Origin of the sequence: Dietzia alimentaria 72 (genome assembly GCF_000226215.1) — a bacterium.
GTDB classification, from domain to species: domain Bacteria; phylum Actinomycetota; class Actinomycetes; order Mycobacteriales; family Mycobacteriaceae; genus Dietzia; species Dietzia alimentaria.
The window spans coordinates 77911-102712 of record NZ_AGFF01000020.1 but is presented as its reverse complement, the minus strand read 5'-3'; the positions used below and the strand labels follow the sequence as shown (position 1 = coordinate 102712).

24 protein-coding genes are annotated in these 24802 nt (G+C 68.6%); 6 read left to right on the top strand and 18 right to left on the bottom strand.

Going from position 1 to position 24802, the window contains the following annotated elements; all coding sequences use genetic code 11:
• Nucleotides 1-32 precede the first annotated feature (32 nt).
• A complete protein-coding gene (locus ON04_RS08650) occupies nt 33-857 on the bottom strand; it encodes a hypothetical protein (RefSeq protein WP_141564706.1) in 825 nt (274 codons plus the stop codon).
• Complete coding sequence (eccCa, locus tag ON04_RS08645; RefSeq protein ID WP_010541206.1) at nt 854-4855, bottom strand: type VII secretion protein EccCa; 4002 nt, start codon at nt 4853-4855, stop codon at nt 854-856. Before eccCa ends, ON04_RS08650 begins: the two co-directional genes overlap by 4 nt.
• Nucleotides 4856-5058: 203 nt before the next feature.
• Here eccCa and eccD point away from each other — a divergent pair, with 203 nt between their 5' ends.
• The gene (gene eccD, locus ON04_RS08640) at nt 5059-6597 is read left to right on the top strand and encodes a type VII secretion integral membrane protein EccD (protein WP_010541205.1); all 1539 of its coding nucleotides are present in this window, start codon (nt 5059-5061) and stop codon (nt 6595-6597) included.
• Nucleotides 6594-7976, top strand: a complete 1383-nt coding sequence (mycP, locus tag ON04_RS08635; protein ID WP_010541204.1) for a type VII secretion-associated serine protease mycosin — start codon at nt 6594-6596, stop codon at nt 7974-7976. The genes eccD and mycP overlap by 4 nt, the downstream gene beginning before the upstream one ends.
• Here mycP and eccB read toward each other — a convergent pair.
• A complete protein-coding gene (gene eccB / locus ON04_RS08630; RefSeq protein WP_010541203.1) occupies nt 7965-9407 on the bottom strand; it encodes a type VII secretion protein EccB in 1443 nt (480 codons plus the stop codon). The genes mycP and eccB overlap by 12 nt on opposite strands.
• Nucleotides 9408-9549: 142 nt before the next feature.
• Between eccB and ON04_RS08625 the strand changes: the two genes are divergently transcribed.
• Nucleotides 9550-11124: a type VII secretion protein EccE gene (locus ON04_RS08625; RefSeq protein ID WP_010541202.1), complete on the top strand. Its 1575-nt coding sequence runs from the start codon at nt 9550-9552 to the stop codon at nt 11122-11124.
• Nucleotides 11125-11143: 19 nt separating this feature from the next.
• On the opposite strand, the gene ON04_RS08620 is transcribed toward ON04_RS08625, so the two are convergent.
• Nucleotides 11144-12229, bottom strand: a complete 1086-nt coding sequence (locus ON04_RS08620; protein WP_010541201.1) for a DUF695 domain-containing protein — start codon at nt 12227-12229, stop codon at nt 11144-11146.
• A gap of 124 nt (nt 12230-12353) precedes the next feature.
• On the opposite strand from ON04_RS08620, the gene ON04_RS08615 reads away from it, so the two are divergent.
• On the top strand, nt 12354-13415 hold the full coding sequence (locus ON04_RS08615; protein WP_010541200.1) for an NAD(P)H-binding protein: 1062 nt from the start codon (nt 12354-12356) through the stop codon (nt 13413-13415).
• Nucleotides 13412-14131, top strand: a complete 720-nt coding sequence (locus tag ON04_RS08610) for a CPBP family glutamic-type intramembrane protease (RefSeq protein ID WP_033444181.1) — start codon at nt 13412-13414, stop codon at nt 14129-14131. The genes ON04_RS08615 and ON04_RS08610 overlap by 4 nt, the downstream gene beginning before the upstream one ends.
• 13 nt (nt 14132-14144) lie before the next feature.
• Here ON04_RS08610 and truA read toward each other — a convergent pair whose 3' ends face one another.
• The gene (gene truA, locus ON04_RS08605; protein ID WP_141564709.1) at nt 14145-15023 is read right to left on the bottom strand and encodes a tRNA pseudouridine(38-40) synthase TruA; all 879 of its coding nucleotides are present in this window, start codon (nt 15021-15023) and stop codon (nt 14145-14147) included.
• An 89-nt stretch (nt 15024-15112) separates the two neighbouring features.
• Here truA and ON04_RS08600 point away from each other — a divergent pair, with 89 nt between their 5' ends.
• Nucleotides 15113-16057 (top strand): SGNH/GDSL hydrolase family protein, encoded by a 945-nt coding sequence (locus ON04_RS08600; protein WP_010541197.1) that lies wholly within the window; start codon nt 15113-15115, stop codon nt 16055-16057.
• A gap of 164 nt (nt 16058-16221) precedes the next feature.
• Here ON04_RS08600 and rplQ read toward each other — a convergent pair whose 3' ends face one another.
• The 13 genes from rplQ to rplR form a co-directional block, all read right to left on the bottom strand.
• A complete protein-coding gene (gene rplQ / locus ON04_RS08595; RefSeq protein WP_010541196.1) occupies nt 16222-16983 on the bottom strand; it encodes a 50S ribosomal protein L17, sunset domain variant in 762 nt (253 codons plus the stop codon).
• Between the two features lie 34 nt (nt 16984-17017).
• Nucleotides 17018-18052: a DNA-directed RNA polymerase subunit alpha gene (locus tag ON04_RS08590; protein WP_010541195.1), complete on the bottom strand. Its 1035-nt coding sequence runs from the start codon at nt 18050-18052 to the stop codon at nt 17018-17020.
• Between the two features lie 106 nt (nt 18053-18158).
• Nucleotides 18159-18764 carry a 30S ribosomal protein S4 gene (gene rpsD, locus ON04_RS08585; protein WP_010541194.1) on the bottom strand — a complete coding sequence of 202 codons (606 nt, stop codon included), beginning with the start codon at nt 18762-18764 and terminating at the stop codon, nt 18159-18161.
• Between the two features lie 22 nt (nt 18765-18786).
• Nucleotides 18787-19194: a 30S ribosomal protein S11 gene (rpsK, locus tag ON04_RS08580; RefSeq protein WP_010541193.1), complete on the bottom strand. Its 408-nt coding sequence runs from the start codon at nt 19192-19194 to the stop codon at nt 18787-18789.
• Complete coding sequence (gene rpsM, locus ON04_RS08575; RefSeq protein ID WP_010541192.1) at nt 19194-19562, bottom strand: 30S ribosomal protein S13; 369 nt, start codon at nt 19560-19562, stop codon at nt 19194-19196. The genes rpsK and rpsM overlap by 1 nt, the downstream gene beginning before the upstream one ends.
• A gap of 166 nt (nt 19563-19728) precedes the next feature.
• Entirely contained in the window at nt 19729-19950 is a 222-nt protein-coding gene (gene infA, locus ON04_RS08570) for a translation initiation factor IF-1 (protein WP_010541191.1), read from the bottom strand.
• A gap of 190 nt (nt 19951-20140) precedes the next feature.
• On the bottom strand, nt 20141-20941 hold the full coding sequence (gene map / locus ON04_RS08565) for a type I methionyl aminopeptidase (protein WP_010541190.1): 801 nt from the start codon (nt 20939-20941) through the stop codon (nt 20141-20143).
• Nucleotides 20942-20949: 8 nt separating this feature from the next.
• A complete protein-coding gene (locus ON04_RS08560; protein WP_010541189.1) occupies nt 20950-21495 on the bottom strand; it encodes an adenylate kinase in 546 nt (181 codons plus the stop codon).
• Nucleotides 21496-21543: 48 nt separating this feature from the next.
• On the bottom strand, nt 21544-22866 hold the full coding sequence (gene secY / locus ON04_RS08555) for a preprotein translocase subunit SecY (RefSeq protein WP_010541188.1): 1323 nt from the start codon (nt 22864-22866) through the stop codon (nt 21544-21546).
• Nucleotides 22867-23070: 204 nt separating this feature from the next.
• Nucleotides 23071-23517, bottom strand: a complete 447-nt coding sequence (gene rplO / locus ON04_RS08550; RefSeq protein ID WP_010541187.1) for a 50S ribosomal protein L15 — start codon at nt 23515-23517, stop codon at nt 23071-23073.
• Nucleotides 23518-23519: 2 nt separating this feature from the next.
• On the bottom strand, nt 23520-23702 hold the full coding sequence (rpmD, locus tag ON04_RS08545; RefSeq protein ID WP_010541186.1) for a 50S ribosomal protein L30: 183 nt from the start codon (nt 23700-23702) through the stop codon (nt 23520-23522).
• A gap of 2 nt (nt 23703-23704) precedes the next feature.
• Nucleotides 23705-24361: a 30S ribosomal protein S5 gene (gene rpsE, locus ON04_RS08540; protein ID WP_010541185.1), complete on the bottom strand. Its 657-nt coding sequence runs from the start codon at nt 24359-24361 to the stop codon at nt 23705-23707.
• A 43-nt stretch (nt 24362-24404) separates the two neighbouring features.
• Nucleotides 24405-24800, bottom strand: coding sequence for a 50S ribosomal protein L18 (rplR, locus tag ON04_RS08535; RefSeq protein WP_010541184.1), 396 nt, complete (start codon nt 24798-24800; stop codon nt 24405-24407).
• Between the last annotated feature and the right edge of the window lie 2 nt (nt 24801-24802).

Below are 24802 nucleotides of genomic sequence, written 5' to 3'. Positions count from 1 at the left end.
CCGCCGGAACCGAATTAATTTCCCGGGCCGTGTCAGACTCCCGCGGACAGGCGCGACGCGGCCTCGACAGGAGCGACCGGCGGGACCACGAACGACAACAGTCGAGCCCGGTCACAGGCGTCGACGATGTCATCCGCCACCCGCCCCCGTGCCAGGATCTCGGTCGAGCCACTGGCCGCCTCGCGTCGTGAGCGCCGCAGGGTCGCCACTGCCTCGAGAATCCGCGGCACCTCGTCGTCGCCGAGAGGGTCCCTGCGCGGATCGCTGCGGTGGACGACCGCGCGGCCGACCAGCGTGAGTCCGCCCCGCGTGCGCTCGACCAACCCAACAGTCGTGCGGAGCCATCCGGACTCGACGCACACGGCCCACCTGGACGACGACGAGGGAAGGGCCTCCGCCGTGACGAGCGCTGATCTGACGACTCGAGCGGTGACCCCCAGGCCGTGGACCGCCGCTGTCAGTCGGGCGGCCCGTGTGGATCCCCAGTCGGTCGGCACCACCAGGACCAACTCGTCGCCGTCGCGCGATCCGGCCCAGCGCAGCGCTCGGGATACCGGCGCCGCCAGTAGTTCCGACACGGGGACCGACAGGCCCGCCACGTCGAGGCGGTCGCGGTGGGCGTGGGCGACCGGGTCCGCCAGGCATCGCTCCGGATAGCGGGACAGGACCGCCTCGACACGCTCGGAGCATTCGATCCGGTCACCTCCCGGCGGAAGCGATGAGCCGTCCACTGCTGCGAGCACCGACACCGGGGCGACCACCGGGGTCAGTACGGCCGAGGCCGAGACGGAGGCCACGGCGAGCCCGGAGCAGGACAGGTCCACGGCGAGACCGGTCTCCACGGCGGGGGCTCTCATGGCTCCGTCAGCGCGGTCTGCACCAATCGGACCCCGCCCTCGCGGGTGACCAACCGGCCCCGTCCGGCCGGCAGGGGCCCGGGACGCACACCCCCGAACAGCGGTCCTTCGTCGCGACTGCCGGACATGATCAGGCCGGCACCGCCGAGATCCCGCATCCTGGAGACGAACGGGTCGTAGAGCGCTCGCGACGCTCCCGCGCTACGCCGCGCCAACACGACGGACAATCCGATGTCGCGGGCATGCGGTAGGTAGGCGGTCAGAGGCGCCAGTGGATTGCCCCCACTGGTCATCACGAGGTCCAGATCATCTACGAGCAGATGGATGCGGGGGCCGCTCCACCACGACCGCGCGCGGAGTTGCTCAGGCGTGACATCGGCGCCGGGCATCCGGCTCTCGAGGATCTCGACCAGGTGCGCGACCATCGGGCCGAGGGCGGCTTCGGTGGCCGCGTAGCCCGCGAGGTGGTCGCTCTCCACCTCCCCGAGCATGGTCCGGCGATAATCAACCACGATGAGTTTCGCGTGCTCGCTGGTGTTTCCGGCCACGAGTCCGCGGGCGAGGGTACGAAGCAATGAGGTCTTGCCACATTCGGAGTCGCCGAGAACCACCATGAGCGGGTCGGTCTCCAGGTCGGCGTAGACCACTGTGAGGTCGGACTCGGACACGCCGAGTGGAAGACGGGTCCGGCGTCCGTCGGGGCCAGGCCTGGCCAGGCTCGCCAATTGGGCGAAGGGCAGTGCCTCGGGCAGCATGCGGACCCGCGTGGCGGAGATGTCCCCGACCAGGGCACGCCAGCGACGAGCCAGGTGCCGGGAGGCCTCGGCCGTCGCGTCGGCGATCCCCTCCGGGTCGACATCGCCGTCGAGCCGGGGTTGGTAGATGAGCATGTGGTCCCGCTCCCGGGTGAGTCCCCGGCCGGGGGCCGCGGGCACTGTCATCGCGGTCCGTCGGTCGATCATCGAGTCCGTGGGGTCCCCCAGACGCAGTTCGACGCGGGTCCCGAGGGCGTCACGCATCGCCGGTCGCAGGTCGGCCCAGCGGGCAGCCGACAACACCACATGGACCCCGTAGGCGAGGCCGTCCGCCGCCAATCCGAGGACAACCTGCTCGAGGTCCTCGAATTCGGTGCGGAATGTCTGCCACCCGTCGATCACCAGCAGGATGTCGGGATATTCGGCGACCGGCCGACCGTCCTTATCGGTGCTGCGTCGGCGTGCCTGGTCGATCGAGGTGATCTCGTCCGCGCGGAAGTCGGACTCGCGGCGTCGGCGTTCCGAGTCCACCTCCGCGACGGTGCGTCGGATCTTCTCGTCCTCGCCGCGGCGCGCCACCCCGCCTACGTGCGGTAGGTCGACAACCGAGTGCAGCAGGCCGCCGCCCAGGTCCACGACGTACGCCGAGAGCCGGTCCGGCGTGGTGGTGGCAGCCACCGAGAGGAGGAGTGTGCATAGCGTCGTGGACTTCCCCGAGCGCGTACCGCCCACCACCGCCACGTTCCCGTCGGCGCCGGACAGGTCCACGAACCATCTGTCGCGACGCTGTTCGAAGGGCAGGTCAACCTCGGCCAGCGGGAATCGCCAGCTGGGTGGCCTGTCGTCTCCCGCTCCGGTCGGTTCGGTGCCCACGGCCGCATCAAGCGGGGCACCCTCGCCCAGCGGCGGCAACCAGACCTCGTGCGCAGGTCTGCCATGCCCCGACAGCCGTCCTACCAGTACCTCGAGCAGGCTCGTCGACTCGTCTCCCGTGGGTGTGACGGCAGGGATGACCTCGTCGTCGTGGTCGGGCAGGGCCGGAGTGGGCACTGGCATATACCACGAGGTGAACGGCCTCACCGACGCGCGGGCGGCGGGTGTGGCCACGGATGAGCCGTCGAGCCGACGGTCTTCCCTGTAGGGGCCGGAGACGTACGCGGCGTCGAAGCGGACCGGGTCGCCCGCGTCCACCTTGAGGTAGCCGGCGCCCGGGGTAGCGGGCAGGTGGTAGGCGTCGGTGACGCCGAGAACGGTGCGCGACTCGCTGGCGGAGAAGGTCTTGAGCGCGATCCGGTACGACAGGTGACTGTCGAGTCCTCGCAGCCGTCCCTCCTCGAGCCGCTGCGAGGCCAGGAGCAGATGGATGTGCAGGCTTCGGCCCAAGCGGCCGATGGTGAGGAACAGTTCGGCGAACTCCGGCTTGGAGGAGAGCAGTTCGGAGAACTCGTCCACCACGATCACCAGCGCGGGCAGCGGGTCAAGCGCCGCCCCCTTGGCTCGCGCGGCCTCGTACTCCCCCACATTGGCGTAATTCCCGGCCGCACGGAGGACCTCCTGGCGGCGGGTGAGCTCGCCTTCGAGCGCGTCACGCATGCGGTCGACCATCGTGATCTCGGCCTGCAGGTTGGTGATCACCGCGGAGACGTGGGCCAGCGAGTCGAGCCCGAGGAACGTCGCGCCGCCCTTGAAGTCCACCAGCACCAGGTTCAACGCATCCGGGTCGTGGGTGGCGACCAGCCCGAGGACGAGCGTGCGCAAAAACTCGGATTTTCCTGAACCCGTCGCACCGATGCAGAGCCCGTGCGGACCCATTCCTCCGTGGGCGGCTTCCTTGAGATCCAGCGAGACGGGAGCGCCGTCCGGGCTCACCCCCACGGGGACTCGGAGACGGTCACGCTCACCTCGGCGGCGCCAGGCCACCGCCGGATCGACCTGGGCGGCCACACCGATTCCCAAGAGGTCGGGCAGCCCTGGGGCACGCCTGGTCGTGGTGGATCCGTCGGCGTTGGTCACGGTGTCGGCGGGCCGGTAGCGCGACAGCGCCATCGCGAGGCGTTCGGCCTCCGGCGGGCTCATGGAGTCGACGCGGGCGATGTCCTCGTCGCCGTTCTCGGTCCGCACGCGGGCCATGCCGTCGTTGTCGACCCTGATGCACAACCCGCGTCGCAGCGCGAGGTCACGCAATTGCCCCGCGCGGCTGCCGGAGACCTCGAGGACCGTCACGCCGTCCAGCCCGTCCTCGGCGAGAAGCCGTTCGGCCCCGGTCACGCCCACACCATCCACCACGACGACGAGGTGCGCCCGTCCCTGGACCGCGACCGCACTCGGGGAGAACGCGAACCGGTCCGAGACCTCGGATCCCAGCATCGACTCCACCCCGGCCAGCGAGAACTCGGTGAGTCGGACCCGCCCGCCGCCGTCGGTGTAGACGGGGTGTTCGTGATGTGGGAGCCATTTCAGCCACTCCCACGCCGCACGCGCGTCGCCCTCACTGGCCGCCACGGCCACCCGTATCCGGTCCGGCCCGTGCGATACGACGAGCCCGGCGATCATCGCGCGGACGGCGGAGCGCACCACGTCCACGTCCCCGTCCAGGGACAGCGCGGCGAACGCCCGGAGCTCCAGGGCCACGGGCAGGTCCTCGACCACCGAGTGCACGCGCACGAAGCGGCGCATGCTCACCACCGAGACCGGTTCGAGGTCGTCGACCGGTCCGGTGTCGGGTGCGTCGAGCCGGGAGGCAAGCGACTGGCGTCCCGGACCGACCCGGACGGTCAGGTCGTCAGGGTCGGCGTCGTCGCGCTCCCACATCCGCGCGGTTCCCACCAGAGCCGGCAGTTCCACGGGGTCGGGGTGACGCCACAGGGCAGCGGCGCGTTGCTGCTCGGCGGTATGACGGACCAGGTCACGGGTCTGACCGAGGTAGCGCAGATAGTCCTTGCGGAGCTCGTCGGTCTCGGCGGTCTTGTTTCCGCCGGACAGATTGCCGGCGAGCATGCCGAGGGCGGAGACCGCCATCATCACTGGGAACATCATGAACATCGGGTTGCGCATCATCCCCGTGCGCATCATCATCACGACCATGCCAACGACCGCGACCACCATCACGAGCGGCAGGATGACCTGGATGAGTGGCCTCGGGGTCGGCCGGGGCAGTTCCGGAGGCGCCTGCAGGGCGAGTTCGCCGCCCGGCATCGGTGGGGCGTCGAGCTTTTCCGCGCGGGTGAAGACCACGTCTCCCATGCCAGTCCTCCTCTAGCTTTGCTGCCGTGACCCGAGCACATCTCGGAGGTGACGCCCCCACGGACGTCCTCCGCCGTCGACAATGACCGACGTATCGGATGGCGATGTTAGGGCAGTACACGCTCTGACGGGTACGCCAACCAGCCACGGTCGCCGCCATCGCCGCGATCGGGCCCGCCCGGGACCAGCAGAGAGGACGAGGCGTGTCACAGCGGAGCGAGGTGCGGGGTGTCGCCGCCGGGGTGGAGCCGTTGGACCAGCGGCGGGTGTCGGTAGTGTGCCGATCCACCCGGGTCGACCTGAGCCTGCCCGCCCACCTGGAACTGGTCGCGGTGATCCCCGAGGTGGTGGACCTGGTCCGTGATCACATCCGTGCCGCCGCCGGCCCGGCGTCCGGAATCGACGTGAACTCACTCATGGGCGGCGGTGCCGGTGGTTCCTGGCAGCTATCACGACTCGCGGGTGGCCCTCTCGCGGTCTCTGAGACCCTCGCCCAGCAGCGTGTGCACGACGGGGAGATCCTCGTCCTCGACCACCGCCCGGTGCCGACACCCGCTCCACTGTTCGACGACGTACTGCAGGGCCTGACGGACCCCGGTGTGGCTCGCTCCCCCGCGTGGGGCAGGCGCGATGCGGTGAACGCCGCTACCGCCACCAGCGCAGTGGTCGCCGTTGCCTCCGCGGCAGCCCTGATCCGCCAGTGGTCCGCGGGGGGTGGCGTCATGACCACCCTCGTCGCTCTCCTCCTGGCGCTGCTGGGGATCGCTGCGGTCCTCACGCTGAGCAGGACCCCCGCCCCCGGGTGCGCGCACGGCGTCGCCGGGGCGTGCGCGGTCGGTTTCACCGTCTTGGCGGCCGCCACCGTCGGGGCCCCACCGATGGGTCCCGGACATCTCGTGGGCGGCTTCACCGCCGGGGCAGTCCTGGCCGGAGTGCTGCGATCCGCGGTGTTCCGCCCCGGCCCACGGCATGGATTCGGAACCGCGGCCGGATATCTGGCGCTCACCGTGCTGCTGACCGTTGCGGCGATCGGTGCGCTGATCGCCGCGGTCACCAAAACGCCGGTCGCGTCGGTCGGCGCGGGTGCGGTGCTGTTGGGACTGGCCCTGCTGACGGCCGCACCGAGGATCGCCGTCCTCGCCGCCCGTGTTCCCATCCCGCCGGTTCCCGCCCCCGGGGAAGACGTGGAGGCCGGGGACCTCGAGGACATCGACCATGACGTCCGAGGTCGCAGCGACGTCGACCACCGGATACGCGGGCCGCTTCCCACACCGGACGTACTGCGACACCGGTTCCTGACCTCCCGCTCCTGGCTGACGGGACAGTTGGCCGCCGCGGGTTCGATCTGCACCACCGGGGCCCTGGTCGCCCTGACCGGTGACGCCGCAGCCACCCGGTGGTCAGCGCCGTTGGCGCTCGTCTTGATCGTCGTCCTGGTACTCCGCGGGTTGGGTTACGCCGATCGGCTCCATACCTCCGTCCTGCTGGCTTCAGCGCTGGTGCTGACCGCCGGAGTCCTGATGGGAGCCGGCGTCACAGTGAGCTCCCCCGTCGGCGTGGTGATCCCGGCGGCTCTCGCCGTCGCCGCGGCCGTGGTGGTCACGGCATCCGTGCTGCCGCACGTCGAGCTCTCCCCCGCCGCTCTGCGGGCCGTTGGGGTGGTCGAGGCGATCTGCATCTGCGTGGTCGTACCGCTCGCAGTGGGAGCCATGGAGGTCTACTCCCTCGTCCGCCAGCGATGAGGGGTCGCCGACACGCCGCCGCGGCAACCGTGGCGGTGGTCCTCGCCTGGCATCTCGGGAGTCAACTCTTCGGGCCCCAGGTGGCCGCAGCTGTCGAGAAGCCGACGATCACCGGCCCGGTCCCGGAGGCGGAGGGTCTGCACTCCGGCCCTCTCCGTCTCGACGGACCCTGCCGCACCACCGCCGCCGTGCTCGACCCCTTCGCCTCACCCGCTTCGGCCACCGCCGCCGAACTCGGTGACGCCTGGATCCACGGTCGCGGCGAAGGGCAGGTCGTGGCCGTGATCGACACCGGCGTCAACCCCGGTCCTCGCCTGCCCCGGGTACGTGGAGCCGGAGACGTGGTGCCCGGCCGCGACGGCACCGAGGACTGCGACGCGCACGGCACCCTGGTGGCCGGCGTGCTGGCTGCGACCGAAGACGAGACCGGACATTCCGGTGTCGCCCCGGGGGTCGAGATCGTCTCCATCCGACAGTCAAGCAGTGTCCTGCGTACCGAGCGCGACCGATCGGACGAACCCACTGTCGGCGCCGGGATCGGCACCATCTCCACGCTGGCCCGGGCCATCCGCGCGGCGGTCGACGCGGGCGCCGGGATCATCAACATCTCCGAGGTCGCGTGCGTACCCGCGGGAACACTTCTCGCCGACGACACGCTCGGGGGCGCGATCCGCTATGCGGCCGTCGACCACGACGTCGTGCTGGTGGCGGCCGCCGGGAACATCGGTCAGACCTGCGGCGATCAGAACCCGGCCGTCCCTGACCCCTCCCTTGTCGGAGACGACGGGTGGGAGGAGCTCCGCACGATCGCCTCACCCGCCTGGTACGACGAACACGTGCTCACCGTCGGCGGTGTCGACGCAGATGGTGCACCCGCCGAGTTCTCTCTTCACGGCCCCTGGGTCGACGTCGCCGCCCCTGCCGTGGATCTGCGGTCCGTGGGCGCTGACGGTGCCGGGGTGTCCGATCTCGTGGTGAGCGGTGATGGCTCCCGGACCCCGATCAGCGGTACGAGCTTCGCCGCCCCGTTCGTCGCCGGCACCGCAGCGCTCATCCGCCAGGCGCACCCCGAGCTCACGGCCCGCCAGGTGGTAGAGCGGATAAAGAACACCGCTATCCCCGCCGCGGGCGGGCATGACTTCGCCGTGGGCCACGGGGTCGTCGACCCGGTCGCCGCCGTCACCGGTGTCCGCAGGTCCGGGCGCCCCGCCCCTGCCACGACGACTATCGCCGCCCCCGCTCCGGAGTCGGGTCCATCGGGTGCGGGCGCAGGCGCCGGAGTCGCAGGCGGCGCGCTCGGTCTGGGGGTGGTGGTCCTCGTCGTCGTCATGGTGACTCGTTCTCGAGACGACCCCCATCGAATGGGGTCAGCCCGCTGAGGTCTCGTCCCGGGTGGTGTCGAGATCCGACCCGTCACGCGAGACGAGCGCCGACTCGCGGTCCAGCCTCGGGCCCGACGGCAGCCGGTCGAGGACCGCCGGGTCCACCGGCACCGGCGTACCGCCCAGTCCGAGCATCGCCGCGGTCTCCCCGTCCGGGACGTCGAACCGTACGCCGGTGTCGGACACGATCGTCGTCACGGAACTGCGGGTGGTGGTGCCACGCCCCACGGCGGCCACCAGCAGGCCTCCCCCCGGGACGCCCACGGCGTCCACCGCCGGCCCGCCACCGTCGGCACCGGCTACCGCACGGGCCTCATCCCGCCCGGGCTCCGGGGCGCCGGCGACCAGCGTCACCTGCCGCGCGCCCGAGTCCCGACCGCCCGCGTCGCGGACACACAGAACCGGGGAATCGCCCGTCGCGAGCACCGAGGGGCGGTCTGCGGGAAAAGCCTCCACGTCGAGAGCTACCGACCGCGGCACCGCCATCCGGTCCGGCGCGACCTCCATGACCGCACCGACCGTCGCGGTGGAACGGATGATGTCCGCGAATACGGGCCCGACCTCCTGCACCCCATCGGTCAATGCCACATACGTCCGCGTCCCCGTGGCGGTGGCGACAGTGAAGACCTGGCCGATCCGCAGACCGTCCAGCCCGTAATCCACCGGCTCGCCCACCATCTCGATGTGCGGACGCACCACGGCCTCGACTTCGCGCAGCGGGTCGATCAGCGCCGCAGTGACCGGCCTCGGGTCGACACCGCCCAGGCCGAGGATCGCCAGCAGATCCCCGTCCCCCAGATCGATGCGCGCGCGGGTGCCGTCCCGCAACAGCCATCCGGTGCCGCCCTGGTCCGCCAACACGATCTCGTCGGGACCCGTTCCCCGACCGGGCCCCTCGCCCTCCCGTGCCACCACGCTCGTCCCGGTGATGCGTGGACGGCCTCTGTCGGCGTCCTCGACGACGTCGCACACAGTCCACGTGACGGATCCAGCGTTCTTCTCGTCCTTGTGCCCGGGCAGAACCGACGGGGCGCCCGGGATGCCCAGCAGACCACCACGGGTGGTGCCCGCGATGTCGGAATCCCGCACCGTGTCGGGCTCCGCCGCCTCACCCAGAACCAATCGCGCGGAGGCCAGATTGTGGACCGGGTGCACCGAGTCGTCGACCCGGACGTACATCTGGCCGGAGTCACGGCCGACCATGACGGTGGTCCGGTCGACATCCGGCGCGGGGTCGAGCAGCGACAACACCGCTGCACCCGCCACCCCGATGACCCCGGCGACCACGCCCACCGTCAGACCTGTGGACTGACGTTTGAGCGGATCGTGGAGCATTCGGACGTCCCAGGCAACGACGGCGTGCCGGGCGCGGCGGGTGAGAAATCGGTGACCGTCCACCTGAGCCTTGGTCGTCGGCTTGAGCGGCACGGACCGTTCCCCTTTCGCGGATGTGACACCCCGCGGCCGGGGGCACCGGGGGTAGGGTACGCGACGATCGGGCCTTCGTGGCCGGTCTTCCCAGCGGGCATCGCACACCCCGCGATCGGTCGAATACGAGGAGGGCGGGGCCATGACCGCGGTTCCCGTTCTGCCCGCTTTTTCCGCGGCGCTACTGGTCACCGTGCTGCTGACCGTGGTTTCGCCGCCCGGATGGCAGCCGTGGGTTCAGTTCGTGGCCGTCGCCCTCATCGCCGCGGCAACCACCCTCCGCCGACATGGCCGGCCCCTGCTCGCCCGACGAACCACCGACAGGCGGACGCCCGTAGACGTGGTGGATCTCGTCGCGCCGGACCGCACCGCCGTCGGCTGCGTAGAGGGCGAACTGATGGTGACCACGGCAGTCGAGGTCTCCGCCGGAGCACTCGTGGCCACCGAGGTGGGCCGCGATGACCCCGCCGACTTCCGCGGGGTCCGCCTGCCCCTCAGGGCCGTCGCCCGCCAGCTCGACCAGGGTGGGGTACTGCTCGAGGGGATCGACGTGGTGGTGCATGGTCGGCGTTCCGCCGAAGGACACGATGGCGAGGTGTACGCCTCTCTCGTGGGCCCGCTCGCCCTCATCTCCCACCGGCGTGTCCACCTGTTGATCCGGTTCGACCTGGCCCGGCTCGCACTCGAGTCAGCAGGGGATTCCACCGTCGCGATCGAGCAGATCGTGACTGTGGCCACCGAGCGTGTGCGCCGCTCGCTCGTGCACCACGGGGTGCCCTGTCGGGTCCTCGACGCGGCCGAGCTGGCCGAACTCTATCTGGACGCTGAGTCCGACCCCGGGGCCGGTGTGGGGCTCGTCGTCAGGCCGGGTGCCGACCCGCGCGGGATCATCGACAATCTCACCGCCGTCCGCGCCTCAGCCGTCACCGAGGTGACCCGCCTGCGCAGAGTAGAGGGGCGCGACGACGTGGTGGACGCCGTGACCACGGTCGGCCTGACCGGCCTGTCAGGTCAGGCCACGCACGACGCGGCCCTGCAGTCGCTTCACGGCCTCGACGGTTCCTGCCACTCTCTTCCGACCGCGCGAGTTCTCCCCGTGCCCGGGGAGGACCTGCCCGGGTCGATCGCCGGATCCCTCGACCGCCTGAGCATCGACGAACTCGACGACCTGGCTCCTCCCGCCCACGGTTCCGGCCAGATCCTGGGAGCAACCCGCACCGGGAGTGCGTCGGCGATTCAGCTCGCCGGCCCCCACCTGCGCTCGGTTCTCCTGGCTGCTCGACCGCCGGTGTGTAGACAGGTGGCGTTCCGCGCCGTCGCCGCCGGATACCGCGTGGCTGTGGTGACGGATGTGCCCGACCGCTGGCGCCCTCTTCAGGCCATCGGCGACGAGACCCGATACCGGATCGTCTCCCCCGACGCCTCCGACGCGGGTGCTCCGGTCGACGCGGTGATGTGGGATGTCGACGGCCCGCTGAGCGAAGGGCGGATCGACGCACTGGCCGGTCCCGGCGGGCCCGACGTCACCCCACCGACCGTGATCCGCGTCGATGCCGACTGGGACCTCCGCGGGGCGGCACTGGCCGACACCGTCGCGACGCCCGACCTCGTCCTGGACGGCCGGATAGACGGGTGGATCTCGGTGGAGCCCCGCGCGGGCCACACCAGTCGGGTGTCCGTGGTCGCAGGCCCCGGCGAGGAGTCGTTCCTGGGTTGAACGGCGGCACCTCCCCAGGTCAGACCCTGAGGTGCTGGACCTTCCTCCATCCCGGGTCATCCGAGACTGTGATGATTACGTCCCCTTCGTTCCACCCGGACGCCGCTACACGGAGTTGCTCCTGGGCGGGCGTTGCCGAGTCGACATAGAAATGCATGAGCCGGTAGCCTTCACAGCTCTCGGCGCCCACGCATTCGCCTGTGCCCTCCAGCCGCTCGACCAGATGGTCCTCGAGGTCACGTAGACCGGGAAGCGACTCCGGGCCGGGTAGCCCGTCATCCTCGACGTCTGCATAGGGAACGCTGACGGCGACATGACGATCGAACTTCGGCGCCGACAGCGCCACAAGCGGCACCCGCACCACCGCGACGAGTGGACCTTTGTCCGTGTCGCCGTGGAGGATCTGCCACGCGGGGTCACCGAGTTCGTCGGTGTTGTCCGAGGCTAGTTTCCGGAGAATTCCCGGGAGAGCGTTCAGCGGCACCGCTTCGTCCCCCGGAGCGGTCGCGTTGGCCCGAATGAGGCCGATCCATGTCTCCACCTGTTCTTCCCCGCACAGTGCGTCCAGTAGCAGGTAGGCCGCGATCCCGGCGTCCGGTCCGACGAGCCCCGCGAACGCCGGGTGGTGAACGGTCACATCCGCCCGAGACAGTCCCAGGTCGGTGACGACCTCCGCATGGTCGAAGTCCAGCCGCTGATTCCGGAAGTACATTGCACAGCCACGGACGGGCTCGCGGAGGTCGGCGAACGACCAGGTGGCATCGGCGGGAGGGGCGCCTGCCAGCCAGCGGCGGGCGGCACCTCGTAACTCCGGTACGCCGGCCGCGGTGACCGTCAGCCTGTGTGGTTTCTCGTCGGTGGCCGGGAGGAACTCCCAGGACAGTCCCGGGTCGATGCCTTCGATGAGCGAGGTGATCTCCGGGACCACCCGGCGGGCGTCACCCGACTCCACGGCAGCGGTGGCCTGCCGACGGCCCCCTTCGGCCCACCACCGCCAGAACGCGGTCACGGCCCGGTCCGACCTCAGGCGGGCGGTCTCGATGCGCACCTCGGAGAAGTCCAACGATCGCGAGAGCTGCCGGGGTCGTGCCGCACCGATCGCCATGTGTTCTCCTTCCGCTGACCTGAACCGCAGAGTGTGCCTGTTCTCCAGTATCCGGATTATCACGCGATCGTGCCCGCGCCCTCGTGCGGATGCACGTCCGGCCGCACGCTGGAAGACTCGTGTCATGAGCAACCCCCACGTCCTCGTGATCGGCGCGACCGGGTACATCGGGTCCCGACTGGTCCCCCGACTTCTCGCGGACGGTGCCCGAGTCTCGGTCCTCGCACGCACCCCTGCCCGCCTGGACGACATCCCTTGGCGTGACAGTGTGACCATCCACAAGGGCGGGCTGGGCGACCCCGAGGCACTGGCGAGGGCTCTGGACGGTGTGGACGTGGCGTGCCACCTCGTGCACTCGATGGGAGATTCCAAAGATTTCGTCCGCGAGGAGCGGGAGACCACCCGGATCTTCGTGCGCGCCGCGGAGGAGGCCGGCATCGAACGGATCGTCCACCTCTCCGGGCTGCACCCGGACGATGCCACCGATCTTTCCCCCCACCTACGCTCCCGCGTCGAGGTGGGGCGCCTCATGCTCGAGTCCACCGTCCCGGCGCTGATCATCCAGGCCGGCGTGGTGATCGGCTCGGGCTCGGCGTCGTTCGAGATGATCCGGCACCTCACCACCCGCCTACCGGGGATGGTCACGCCCAAGTGGGTCAGCAACCGAATCCAGCCGATCGCGATCCGCGACGCTGTGCACTACCTCGCCTCCGCCTCGCTCCGCCCGCTGGCCGAGATCAGTCCGTCCGGCGGGCGCATCATCGATGTGGGCGGCCCCGACGTGCTGACGTACGGCCAGATGATGCGGATATACGCCGAGGAGGCCGACCTGCGTCCCCGCCTCATGGTCCCGGTCCCCGTCCTCACGCCCAAGCTGTCCTCCCTGTGGATGGGCCTGGTCACCCCGATCGAACCCGGCCTGGCCAAGCCCCTGGTGGAATCGCTGCGCTGCGAAGCGATCGTGCATGTCGACGACGCCGATGAGGCCCTCGGCCCCCCGCCCGGTGGACGCACGGGTTATCGAGACGCACTGCGTGAGGCTCTGCGGGTCCCCCACGGCCCGGCCCACCCGCCACTGTGGGAGGGCGCCGACCCGCTGAACGATCCCGCGACCCTACTCCCGTCGGACGCCGACTGGGCCGGAGTCCGACCGCCGGTCATCGGGCGTGCGCGTCCAGGGCGATGAGCGGGCAGGAAACCCGGCCGACGTCGCCCAGGGCCCGCTACCGGCGGGCGCTGCGCACCGCTGAAATGGACACCGCGCCACTGCGGCCCTCTTCCCGGCGCGTCGTCGTCGTCGTACTCACCCTCGTGGTGGGCGCGGGGGTCAATGCCTGGGCGCTGCGGATCCCCGCCGGTGACCCCATCTTCTATCTGGCCACCGCGCTCATGGCCGCCGTGTGGTTCGTTGGAGCGTTCGCATCCGGACCCATCCGGTTGGGGCGGGAACCGTTCCGCGCGGGCCGGCCGGTTCTCTCGTCCGTCCTCACCGCGGCCGCGCTCGCCGTGCTGTTCTGCCTCGGCGCGTTGATCGTCGCGCGGATCGAACCCCTACGCGCACCTGTCGACGAACTTCTCGCACACGCCACCGTGGGCAACCTGGCACTCGTCGCAGTGATCACCGCCGTCAACGGCATCGCGGAAGAGTGTTTCCACCGGGGCGCGGTGTACTCCACCGTCGCGCACTTTCGTCCGGTCCTCACCAGCACGGTCGTCTACGCGGCTGTCACCGCCGCGTCCGGTATCCCACTGCTCGTGCTGGCCGCTGTTCTACTGGGCCTGGTGACCGCTCTTCAGCGGCGGGCCACCGGTGGCGTGCTGGGGCCGATCATCACGCACGTGACGTGGTCCATGGTCATGCTGTTCGCGCTGGCCCCCATCCTCGACGCGGCGCGGGCCTGAACCCGCGGCCGCACTACTCGCCACAACAACCGCTGGCCCCCGACGTCGTGCCCGGTGCAGGTCGGACCTCGCGGGTGATGAGGTTCCGCGCCGCCAACTCTGCATCCGGCGGGTACTCGACGCTCACCATCGCAAGTCCACACGCGGGAGCCACCGGAACCGCCGATGACCGCTCCTTCTCGCCCAACAGGCCGCTGATCCAGTCGAGATTTCTACGCCCCTCCCCCACGGCCATCACACCGCCGACCAGACTGCGCACCATCGACCAGCAGAACGCGTCGGCGCTGACACTCGCGATCCAGACCTCCGTCGCGCCAGGGGCGTCGGCTCCGCGCGCGTCCGGCTCGGTCCGCCAGTCGAACCGCTGCAGTTCCCGAATAGTGGTGGCGCCCTCACGGCGACGACAGAACGCGGCGAAGTCATGCAGCCCCAGCAGACGCTGCGACGCAGCCCGCACGGCCTCCAGGTCAGCCTGCCGCTGCCACGCGGCGGTGTCCCGGGCCCGCGTCGGCTCAGCTCCCCACGGCGCGGTGGTCAGCCGGTACTCGTAGTGCCTGCGCAGCGCGGAGAAGCGGGCGTCAAACTCATCGCTCACCCACCGCGCCCCCATCACGGTCACATCCCTTGGCAGCAGACGCGCGAGCCTGCGGATCAACGCCTCCGGTCGACCGTCGAGCGAACGCTGGTCCAGCCACGCCGGATCCACATCGAAGTGACACACCTGCGCCCGTGCGTGCACTCCGGCGTCGGTGCGGCCCGCCACGGTCAGCGTCACAGGGTTGCGAAGCACCTTGGCCAGTTCGGCTTCCAGCACCCCGCACACGGTCCGCAGGCCGGGCTGGCGCGCCCAGCCGGAGAAATCGGTGCCGTCATAGGCGACGTCCAGGCGAATCCGGCGTGTGCTCACGGCCTACAGACGCTAGACCACCGCCGCGTCCCCGCGCCACACCGCCACCGCGGCAGATCCGGCACGATGGGGCCATGTCGCCGTCATCCTTCACCCACCCCGCCTCCGCACGCCGCGCCCCGCGCACCGGCCGCACCGCCGCGCTGGTGACCGCCGGAGCGACCGTCGCCCTCACTGTGGTGGCCTGCTCTGCCACCGATCCCGACGACGACAACCTCGCCGGCACCGGCGACACCACGCCTACGGTCTCCGCGGAACAGTCCGGGCCCACCTACGGCCGGTACGTGGCGCTGGGCGATTCGTTTGCCGCGCTGGGCCCGGTGGACGCACCGACCAGCGGGCCGGCGGCGTGCCTACGTTCCAGCCTCAACTATCCGGCACTCGTGTCCGCTGGCGACCCGATCGGCGAACTCGTCGACGTGACTTGCGGTGGTGCTCGGACTCTCGACATGACCACCCGACAGATTCCCGAGACTCCGCCGCAGTTCGACGCACTGACCCCCGACACTGACCTGGTCACGCTGTCGATCGGCGGAAATGACATCGGTTTCGGCGCCATCGCCGGATGCGTGGCTCAGACTCCCCGCGCCGCGCCGGGCGCCCCGTGCAGGGACCGCCTCGAGCAGTCGGTGACCGACGCGCTGAACGCCCTTCCCGCCTCGCTCGACACGGTCTACGCGGGCATCGCCGACCGATCACCCGCGGCGCGCGTGATCGCCACCGCGTACATGCCACTTGTGCCTGATCACGGAGGCTGCGAGTTCGTCTCGGGCATGAGCCCGGGCGACGTGACGTGGGTCCGACATGTCACCGAGAGGATCAACCTGATCGTGGCCGACGCCGCCGACCGCGCCGGCGCCACCGTTGCGGAACCCGATGATGCCGACCAGCATCATGCCTGCGCCCCCGCCTCCGAGCGGTACACCGATTTCACCGGCACGGAGACCGGCTCACATCCGATGCATCCGACCGCCGCCGGACAACAGGCTATGGCCGAAGCCGTGAGCGCGGTCCTCTGAGAGCCCAGCTGGCAGCTGTTTCCACGCGGCCGGTCGCGGCTCTGCCCCCGGTGACGCACGAAAGAACCCCCGCTCCGCGTGGTGCGGAGCGAGGGTTCTTTCGGGGTGCGGTGAGATCCTCACCTGGTCGGGTCAACTCCGACAGAGCCCGACCCGGGTCGAACTCACGCCTCGTCGGCGTCCTTACGCTGCGACTTGGGCAGCTGGTAACCGGCAGCCTTGGCGTTGTCCTCGGTGTCGAACCAGATCTCGGCCGTGGTGCGCGCGTAGTGCGACGTGCCGGGAAGGTGGTACAGCATCGAGGACGAGTTGCCCTTGATGGGGAAGCCCTCGGGCTCCGAACCATCCTCGAGCGGCGCGTGCGACCCCGCGGGGGCCTCCGCGTGGCTCGTGTCCTCGGACACGGCGTCGGCGGTCGTGGTGGCGGCCTCGACGTCGGACTCCTCAGCGGCGTCGACCTGGTCGGCGATCGGGCTGTTGGCTTCCGCCTCGGCCGTTGCGTCGGACTTGTCTGCGGCCTTCTTGGAGGCGGCTGCGCGGGTGGCACGTGAGGCCTCTGCGGAGGCGAGCTCCTCGGTGACGAGCGCGATCATCGCCATGGGCGCGTTATCGCCCTTGCGGTTCTCGAGCTTGACGATCCGGGTGTAGCCACCGTTGCGGTTAGCGACCCGGGGGCCGATCTCCGCGAACAGCTTGTGCAGCACATCCTTGTCACGGACGAGCTTGGCGGCCTCACGACGGTCGGCGAGCGTTCCACGGCGAGCTTTGGTGATCAGCTTCTCCGCATAGGGACGCAGCAGTTTCGCTTTGGTCTCCGTGGTGCGGATGGCATCGTGCTCGAAGAGCTGGGTGGCCAGATTCGAGAGGATGAGCCGCTGGTGTGAAGCGGATCCGCCGAGGCGGGCGCCCTTCTTGGGCTTGGGCATCAGATTCTCCTAGGAATGGTGTGCGGAGCGCTCGTCAGAGCTGCTCGGTCTCGGCGTAATCCTCGCCGCCCTCGTCGATCCACGTGCCGGTCTCGGCGTCGTAGCCGGCGACCGAGGCGGGATCGAATCCGGGGGGCGCATCCTTGAGTGACAGGCCGAGCTCGACGAGCTTGACCTTGACCTCGTCGATCGACTTCTGACCGAAGTTCCGGATGTCGAGCAGGTCCGACTCGCTGCGCGCCACGAGCTCGCCCACGGTGTGGACTCCCTCGCGCTTGAGGCAGTTGTAGGACCGGACCGACAGGTCCAGATCGTCGATCGGCATGCCGTAGGCGGCGATGTGATCGGCCTCGGCCGGGCTCGGCCCGATCTCGATGCCCTCCGCCTCGTCGTTGAGCTCACGGGCGAGGCCGAACAGCTCGACGAGGGTCTTACCCGCGGACGCCAGGGCATCACGGGCTGTCATCGAATTCTTGGTCTCGACATCCAGGACCAGGCGGTCGAAGTCCGTGCGCTGATGCACACGAGTCGCCTCCACCTTGTAGGTCACCTTTAGGACCGGCGAGTAGATCGAGTCGATCGGGATACGGCCGATCTCGTGGCCCGCATCCTTGTTGAGTCCGGCGGGCACGTAGCCACGCCCGCGCTCGACGACCAGCTCGATCTCCAGACGGCCCTTCTCGTTGAGAGTGGCGATGTGAAGCTCCGGGTTGTGCACCTCGACGCCGGTGGGCGGGACGATGTCACCAGCGGTGACGGCACCCGGCCCCTGCTTCTTGAGGTACATGGTGACCGGCTCGTCTTCGATGGACGAGACGACCAGGCCCTTGAGGTTCAAGATGATGTCGGTGACATCTTCTTTGACGCCCGGCACGGTGGTGAACTCGTGCAAAACACCCTCGATACGAATGCTGGTGACCGCCGCTCCGGGAATGGAGGACAGCAGTGTTCGCCGCATGGAGTTGCCGATGGTGTAGCCGAAACCGGGCTCGAGGGGCTCGAGCACGAACCGCGAACGATTCTCGGAGACGGCTTCCTCGATGAGGGTGGGCCGCTGGGAGATGAGCATGTGCTACCTCTTTCGATTCTCGGCGTCCGCTATTTGACGCCGTAGTAACCCGTCGTCGCCGGGTGGGCCGCGATGTGCGGCCCACCCGGCGACGAGGGAGGACAGATCACTTCGAGTAGAGCTCGACGATCAACTGCTCCTGCAGCGGCACATCGATCTGAGCGCGCTCGGGGAGCTGGTGTACGAGGATCCGCAGCGTCGTGGGAACGACCTGCAGCCACGCTGGTACGGGGCGCTCGCCGAGAGTCTCGGCGGCGATCTCGTACCAGTCCATCTTGGTGGACTTGGGACGGACGTCCACGATGTCGTACTGCGAGACCCGGTAGCTCGGGATCGTCACCTTCTGGTCGTTGACCAGGAAGTGACCGTGGCTGACGAGCTGACGTGCCTGACGACGCGTCTGCGCGAGACCCGCGCGGTACACGACGTTGTCGAGCCGCGACTCCAGGATCTGGAGGAGGTTCTCACCGGTCTTGCCGGCGCGACGGTTCGCCTCTTCATAGTAACGACGGAACTGCTTCTCCATCACGCCGTAGGTGAAGCGTGCCTTCTGCTTCTCCTGCAGCTGGAGACGGTACTCGGACTCCTTGATCCGCGCGCGGCCGTGGTGACCGGGCGGGAAGGGCCGACGCTCGAATGCGGTGTCCCCACCCACGAGGTCCACGCCAAGACGGCGGGACTTGCGGGTGGCGGGGCCGGTGTAACGTGCCATGGTTCTCTACGTTCCTTCCGGCTCAGACTCGACGCCGCTTGGGCGGACGACAGCCGTTGTGGGGCTGGGGGGTGACATCGGAGATCGTGCCCACCTCAAGGCCCGCGGCCTGAAGCGAGCGAATCGCGGTCTCACGACCCGAGCCGGGGCCCTTGACGAAGACGTCGACCTTTTTCACGCCGTGCTCCTGAGCCTTCCGAGCAGCGTTCTCGGCAGCCATCTGGGCGGCGAAGGGCGTCGACTTGCGCGAGCCCTTGAAGCCGACGTGACCGGAGGACGCCCAGGAGAGGACGGCGCCGGAGGGGTCGGTGATCGAGACGATCGTGTTGTTGAACGTGCTCTTGATGTGAGCATGCCCGTGGGCGACGTTCTTCTTCTCTCTGCGACGGCCCGTCTTCTTGGGGCCCGCAGTGCGTGACTTAGGGGGCATTACTTCTTCTTTCCGGCGACGGTCTTCTTCGGACCCTTACGGGACCGGGCGTTGGTCTTCGTTCGCTGACCACGAACGGGCAGGCCACGACGGTGGCGCAGTCCCTGGTAGCTACCGATCTCGATCTTCCGGCGGATATCGCCCTGAATCTCGCGGCGGAGGTCACCCTCCACCTTGTAGTTGCCTTCGATGTCGTCACGAAGGGTGGTCAGCTGTTCGTCGGTCATGTCCTTGGTGCGCAGGTCGGGGCTGATGCCCGTGCGCTCCAGGATCTCGACCGCACGGGTACGACCGATGCCGAAAATGTAGGTGAGCGCGATCTCCATACGCTTGTCACGTGGGAGATCAACGCCGGCAAGACGTGCCATGTGGCGTTTCTCTTTCGTCGTGCGGTAGGTCTGCTCCCCGACCGCCCCCTGCCCGGATGGTCATCTCACGATGAGCAAACGTTCGGGGCCCCGGCCTCCGCGTCCGAGGGTGTGAACCCGCCCCCGCCTTACGGCAGAAGCGATTGGTTCGGGGAGTTGTGCGTCTCTACTTGTAGCGGTAGACGATTCGACCACGCGTCAGGTCGTAGGGCGAGAGCTCCACGACCACGCGGTCCTCCGGGAGGATGCGGATGTAGTGCTGCCGCATCTTTCCACTGATGTGGGCGAGGACCTTGTGCCCGTTTTCGAGCTCGACGCGGAACATAGCGTTCGGCAACGGCTCTACGACACGGCCCTCGACCTCGATGGCTCCGTCTTTCTTTGCCATGCTGGTTACGGTCCTCCACGATTCCCCGGATGACGTCTACCGGATTGTGGTGTACTGGCAGGCACACCGACGTATAAGCGTACGTCAGCGTCCGCTTGAGCGCCAATCGTGCCTGCGACGCCGGACTTGACCATCGACGGTCCCCAGAACCCGCTGTCCGGCGGGTCGGTGCGAGGCGACCACACCGATGTCAGAGCGGACGAGGCGTGAGGATGCGGGGGCCGTCCGAGGTCACCGCGACAGTGTGCTCCCAGTGCGCAGCGGGCGCTCCGTCGACCGTCACGACGGTCCAGTCATCGGACAGGGTGCGGGTGTCCACCTCCCCGCCAAGAACCAGCATCGGCTCGATCGCAAGTACGGACCCCACTTGGAGGCGCGGCCCCTTGCCGGGCTTGCCCTCGTTGGCGAGGAACGGCCACTCGTGCATCTCACGCCCGATCCCGTGACCACCGAACCCGTCAACGATGCCCAGCGAGACGCGGTGCCGCTCCTCTGCGCGACGCGTCGCCACTTCGAGAGCGTGGGAAACATCGGTGAGCCGGTTACCCGGTCGCATCGCGAGCATGCCCTCCTCGAGGACCTCCCGGGTCGCGTCGTTCAGCGCGTCCACGTCAGCGGCCAGGGAGCCCACCCCAAAGGTCCACGCCGAGTCACCGTGCCAGCCGTCGAGAATGGCGCCGCAGTCGACGGACACCAGATCGCCCTCGGCCAGCACGGTACTGGTTGCGGGGATGCCGTGAACCACGACCTCGTTCACGGATGAACAGATCGATCCGGGGAAGCCCTCGTAGCCCTTGAACGACGGGACGGCTCCAGCGTCGCGGATCAGTTGCTCGACCACTCTGTCGAGGTCTGCGGTGGTGGCGCCGACGACAGCGGCCTCGCGAGCTGCCACCAGGGCCCGGCCGACGATCCGGCCGGCAGCTTCCATGGCGTCGAGTTCACCCGGCGTACGGGCGACGACAGAACCTTTTCGTGACCGGCCCAACATACCGATGGTCAGCGGCCCAGCGCTGACATGGCGCGGGAGTGGATCTCGTCAACCTCACCCACGGCATCGATTGTCTTGACCTCGGAACCGTAGTACTCGAGCAGAGGGGCGGTTTCGGACCGGTACACGGACATGCGGTTCCGGATGACGTCCTCCGTGTCGTCCTCACGGCCACGTGCCAGCATCCGCTGCACTACCGTGTCCTCGTCGATCCGGAACTCCAGTACCGCGTCCAGTGAGCTACCGGCGTCGGCGAGCATCACCTTGAGCGCATCCGCCTGCGCCACGCTGCGTGGGTAACCGTCGAGAAGGAACCCTTCGGTGGCGTCGGGCTCGCCGATGCGTGCCTGGACCATCCGGTTGGTGACGTCGGCTGGAACGAGATCGCCGGCGTCGATGTAGGTTTTCGCCTCTTTGCCGAGGTCGGTGCCCTGCGAGATATTCGCGCGGAAGAGGTCGCCGGTGGAGATGTGGGGCACGCCCAACTTCTCCGATAGCAGCGCGGCCTGGGTTCCCTTGCCTGCTCCGGGAGGGCCGAGGAGGACGAGACGCATGGTGTGGACCAGCCTTTCTACGGGTTTATTGCTCGGGTGACGCGCGGTCTACTTGAGGAAGCCCTCGTAGTTGCGCTGCATGAGCTGTGCCTCGACCTGCTTCACGGTGTCGAGACCGACCGACACCATGATGAGCACGGCGGTACCGCCGAACGGCATGTTCTGCATGTCTCCACCCCCACTGCCCATGTCGAGGAAGATATTCGGGAGGACCGCAATCAAACCGAGGTACAGCGATCCGAAGAGAAGAATTCGGTTGAGGACGTAGCCCAGGTACTCCGCTGTCGGGCGACCCGGACGGATGCCCGGGATAAACCCGCCGTACTTCTTCATGTTCTCGGCCTGCTCCATCGGATCGAACTGGATGGCCACGTAGAAGTAGGCGAAGAAAATGATCAGGGCGAAGTACAAGATGATGTAGCCCGCGCTTGATGGGTTCTGCAGGTACTGCATGACGTAGCGCTGCCAGAAACCGTCGCCGGAAGGCTCGGGACCCTGCACCAACTGGGTGATGAGGATCGGCACGTACATCAGCGACGACGCGAAGATCACCGGAATGACGCCGGCCTGGTTGACCTTCAGCGGAAGGTAGGTGGAAGTGCCGCCGTACTGGCGACGTCCGACCATGCGCTTGGCGTACTGCACCGGAATACGACGCTGGCCCTGCTCGACGAACACCACGGCGACGACGATGAGAACCACGGCGAACATCACGGCGGCGAACTTCATTATCGACGAGTTCTGGTAGATGTTCACACCCTCCGCAGGGATGCGCGAGGCGATACCGGCGAAGATCAGAAGCGACATACCGTTTCCGATGCCCCGGTCGGTGATGAGTTCACCGAACCACATGACGAGTGCCGCACCAGCGGTCATGACCGTCACGATCGTGAGCAGAGTCAGGATGTCACCGTCGATCAGTACGGACTGACCACCGCCGAGCAGTTGTCCGCGGTCGGCCAACGCGACGATGCCGGAAGACTGGAGGACGGCCAGCGCGATAGTGAGATAACGCGTGTACTGCGTCATCTTGGCCTGGCCGGACTGTCCCTCCTTCTTCAACTGCTCGAAGTACGGAATCACCACGGTCAGCAGCTGCACGATGATGCTCGCCGTGATGTACGGCATGATGCCGATCGCGAAGACGGAAAGCTGGAGGAGCGCACCACCGGAGAACAAATTGACCAGTGAGTACAGCTGAGCGCTCTCTCCGGTCATCGCCGAGTCGAGCAAGCCGCGGAGCTTGGGGTAGTCCACGCCCGGAGACGGGATCTGAGCGCCGATTCGGTAGAGGATGATGATCCCGAGGGTGAAGAGGATCTTCTTCCTCAGGTCCCGGTCCTTGATCGCGGACGCGAGTGCGGAGAGCACATATCCTCCTGGTCATGGACGGCCTGCGGCCGCCGGTCGTCGAAAGCAGATGCGCCGGGTGGAGGTCGGTCCGATCAGAGTCGGAGTCGGCCCAGAAACGCACAACAGGAAAACTCTATCAAGACGAGCGCAGGGGTCGGGTCCGAGACTCCCGGACCCGACCCCTGCCACCCGTCATCCGACCCCGTGGGGTCGGTCGGGGATTCAGGCCCCGGCCTCCGACACGCTTCCGCCGGCGGCCTCGATCTTGCTCTTGGCCGATGCGGAGATCTTGTCGACGGCCACGGTCACGGCAACGGAGATGTCTCCGTCGGCCAGGACCTTGACCGGCTGGTTCTTCCGAACGGCGCCCGCGGCGACGAGCTCGGCGACGCCGACCTGGCCCCCATTTGGGAACAGCCGCTGGATGTCAGCCACATTGACGACCTGGAAGACGACCTTGTTGCGGTTCTTGAAGCCCTTAAGCTTCGGAAGTCGCATGTGGATCGGCATCTGGCCGCCCTCGAACGCCGCGGGGACGTTCTTGCGGGCCTTGGTGCCCTTGGTACCCCGACCGGCGGTCTTACCCTTGGAACCCTCACCTCGACCAACGCGGGTCTTGTCGGTGTGGGCGCCGGGCGCGGGGCGCAGGTGGTGCAACTTGATGGTCATGCTCACTCCGTCTCTTCGACCACGACGAGGTGGCTCACGACGTTGATGAGACCCCGGGTCTGCGAGTTGTCCTCACGAACGACCGACTTCCGGATGCCCTTGAGGCCGAGCGTACGCAGGGAGTCCCGCTGATTCTGCTTGGATCCGATGGTCCCACGGACCTGGGTGATCTTGAGGTTAGCCATGATCAGGCCCCCTGTCCGGCACGCGCGCGGAGCATGCCCGCGGGCGCGACGTCCTCGATCGGCAGGCCGCGGCGAGCCGCGACCTCCTCGGGCCGGTGCAGGCCCTTGAGCGCGGCCACGGTTGCGTGGACCACGTTGATGGCGTTGTCCGACCCCAGCGACTTGCACAGGATGTCATGCACGCCAGCGCACTCGAGCACCGCGCGAGCGGCACCTCCGGCGATCACACCGGTACCGGGCGAAGCCGGACGGAGCATGACTACCCCGGCCGCCTCTTCACCCTGAATCGGGTGCGGGATGGTGGAGCCGATGAGGGGGACGCGGAAGAAGTTCTTCCGGGCCTCCTCCGATCCCTTCTGGATCGCGGCCGGCACCTCCTTGGCCTTGCCGTAGCCGACGCCGACCATGCCGTTGCCGTCACCGAGGATCACGAGGGCGGTGAAGCTGAAGCGACGACCACCCTTCACGACCTTGGAGACGCGGTTGATGGTGACGACGCGCTCGATGTACTGCGACTTCTCCTCGTCGCGGCCTCGACGATCGTCGCGGCCCCGACCACGGCCGCGGTCGTTGCCGCGCCCCTGGGGGTTGTCGGTGGTGGTTTTGTTGTCTGCGGCGGGCCCGTTGCTTCCGCCGTCACGACGCTGACGTCCCGGCATCAGACGGTCCTTCCATTAGCGGTCAGTGCAGTGGTGTTGGTCATCAGAACTCCAGCCCACCCTCGCGAGCGGCTTCGGCGAGCGAGGCGATCCGGCCGTGGTACTTGTTGCCACCACGGTCGAACACGACGGCCTCGATGCCAGCGGCCTTGGCGCGCTCGGCCAGCAGCTGGCCGACCTTGGCGCTGCGGTCCTTCTTGTCGCCCTCGGATGCACGCACATCGGCCTCGATGGTCGACGCCGCGGCAAGGGTGTGACCCGCCAGGTCGTCGATGATCTGGGCGTGGATGTGGCGCGAGGAACGGTTGACGACCAACCGCGGACGCTCCGGAGTGCCGGAGACCTTCTTGCGGAGGCGGTAGTGGCGCCGGGTACGACTCTCTCGACGTGCGGTCGAGACATCGGTTCCCAGCGGGGAACGCTTCTTTGTGCTGCTCATGA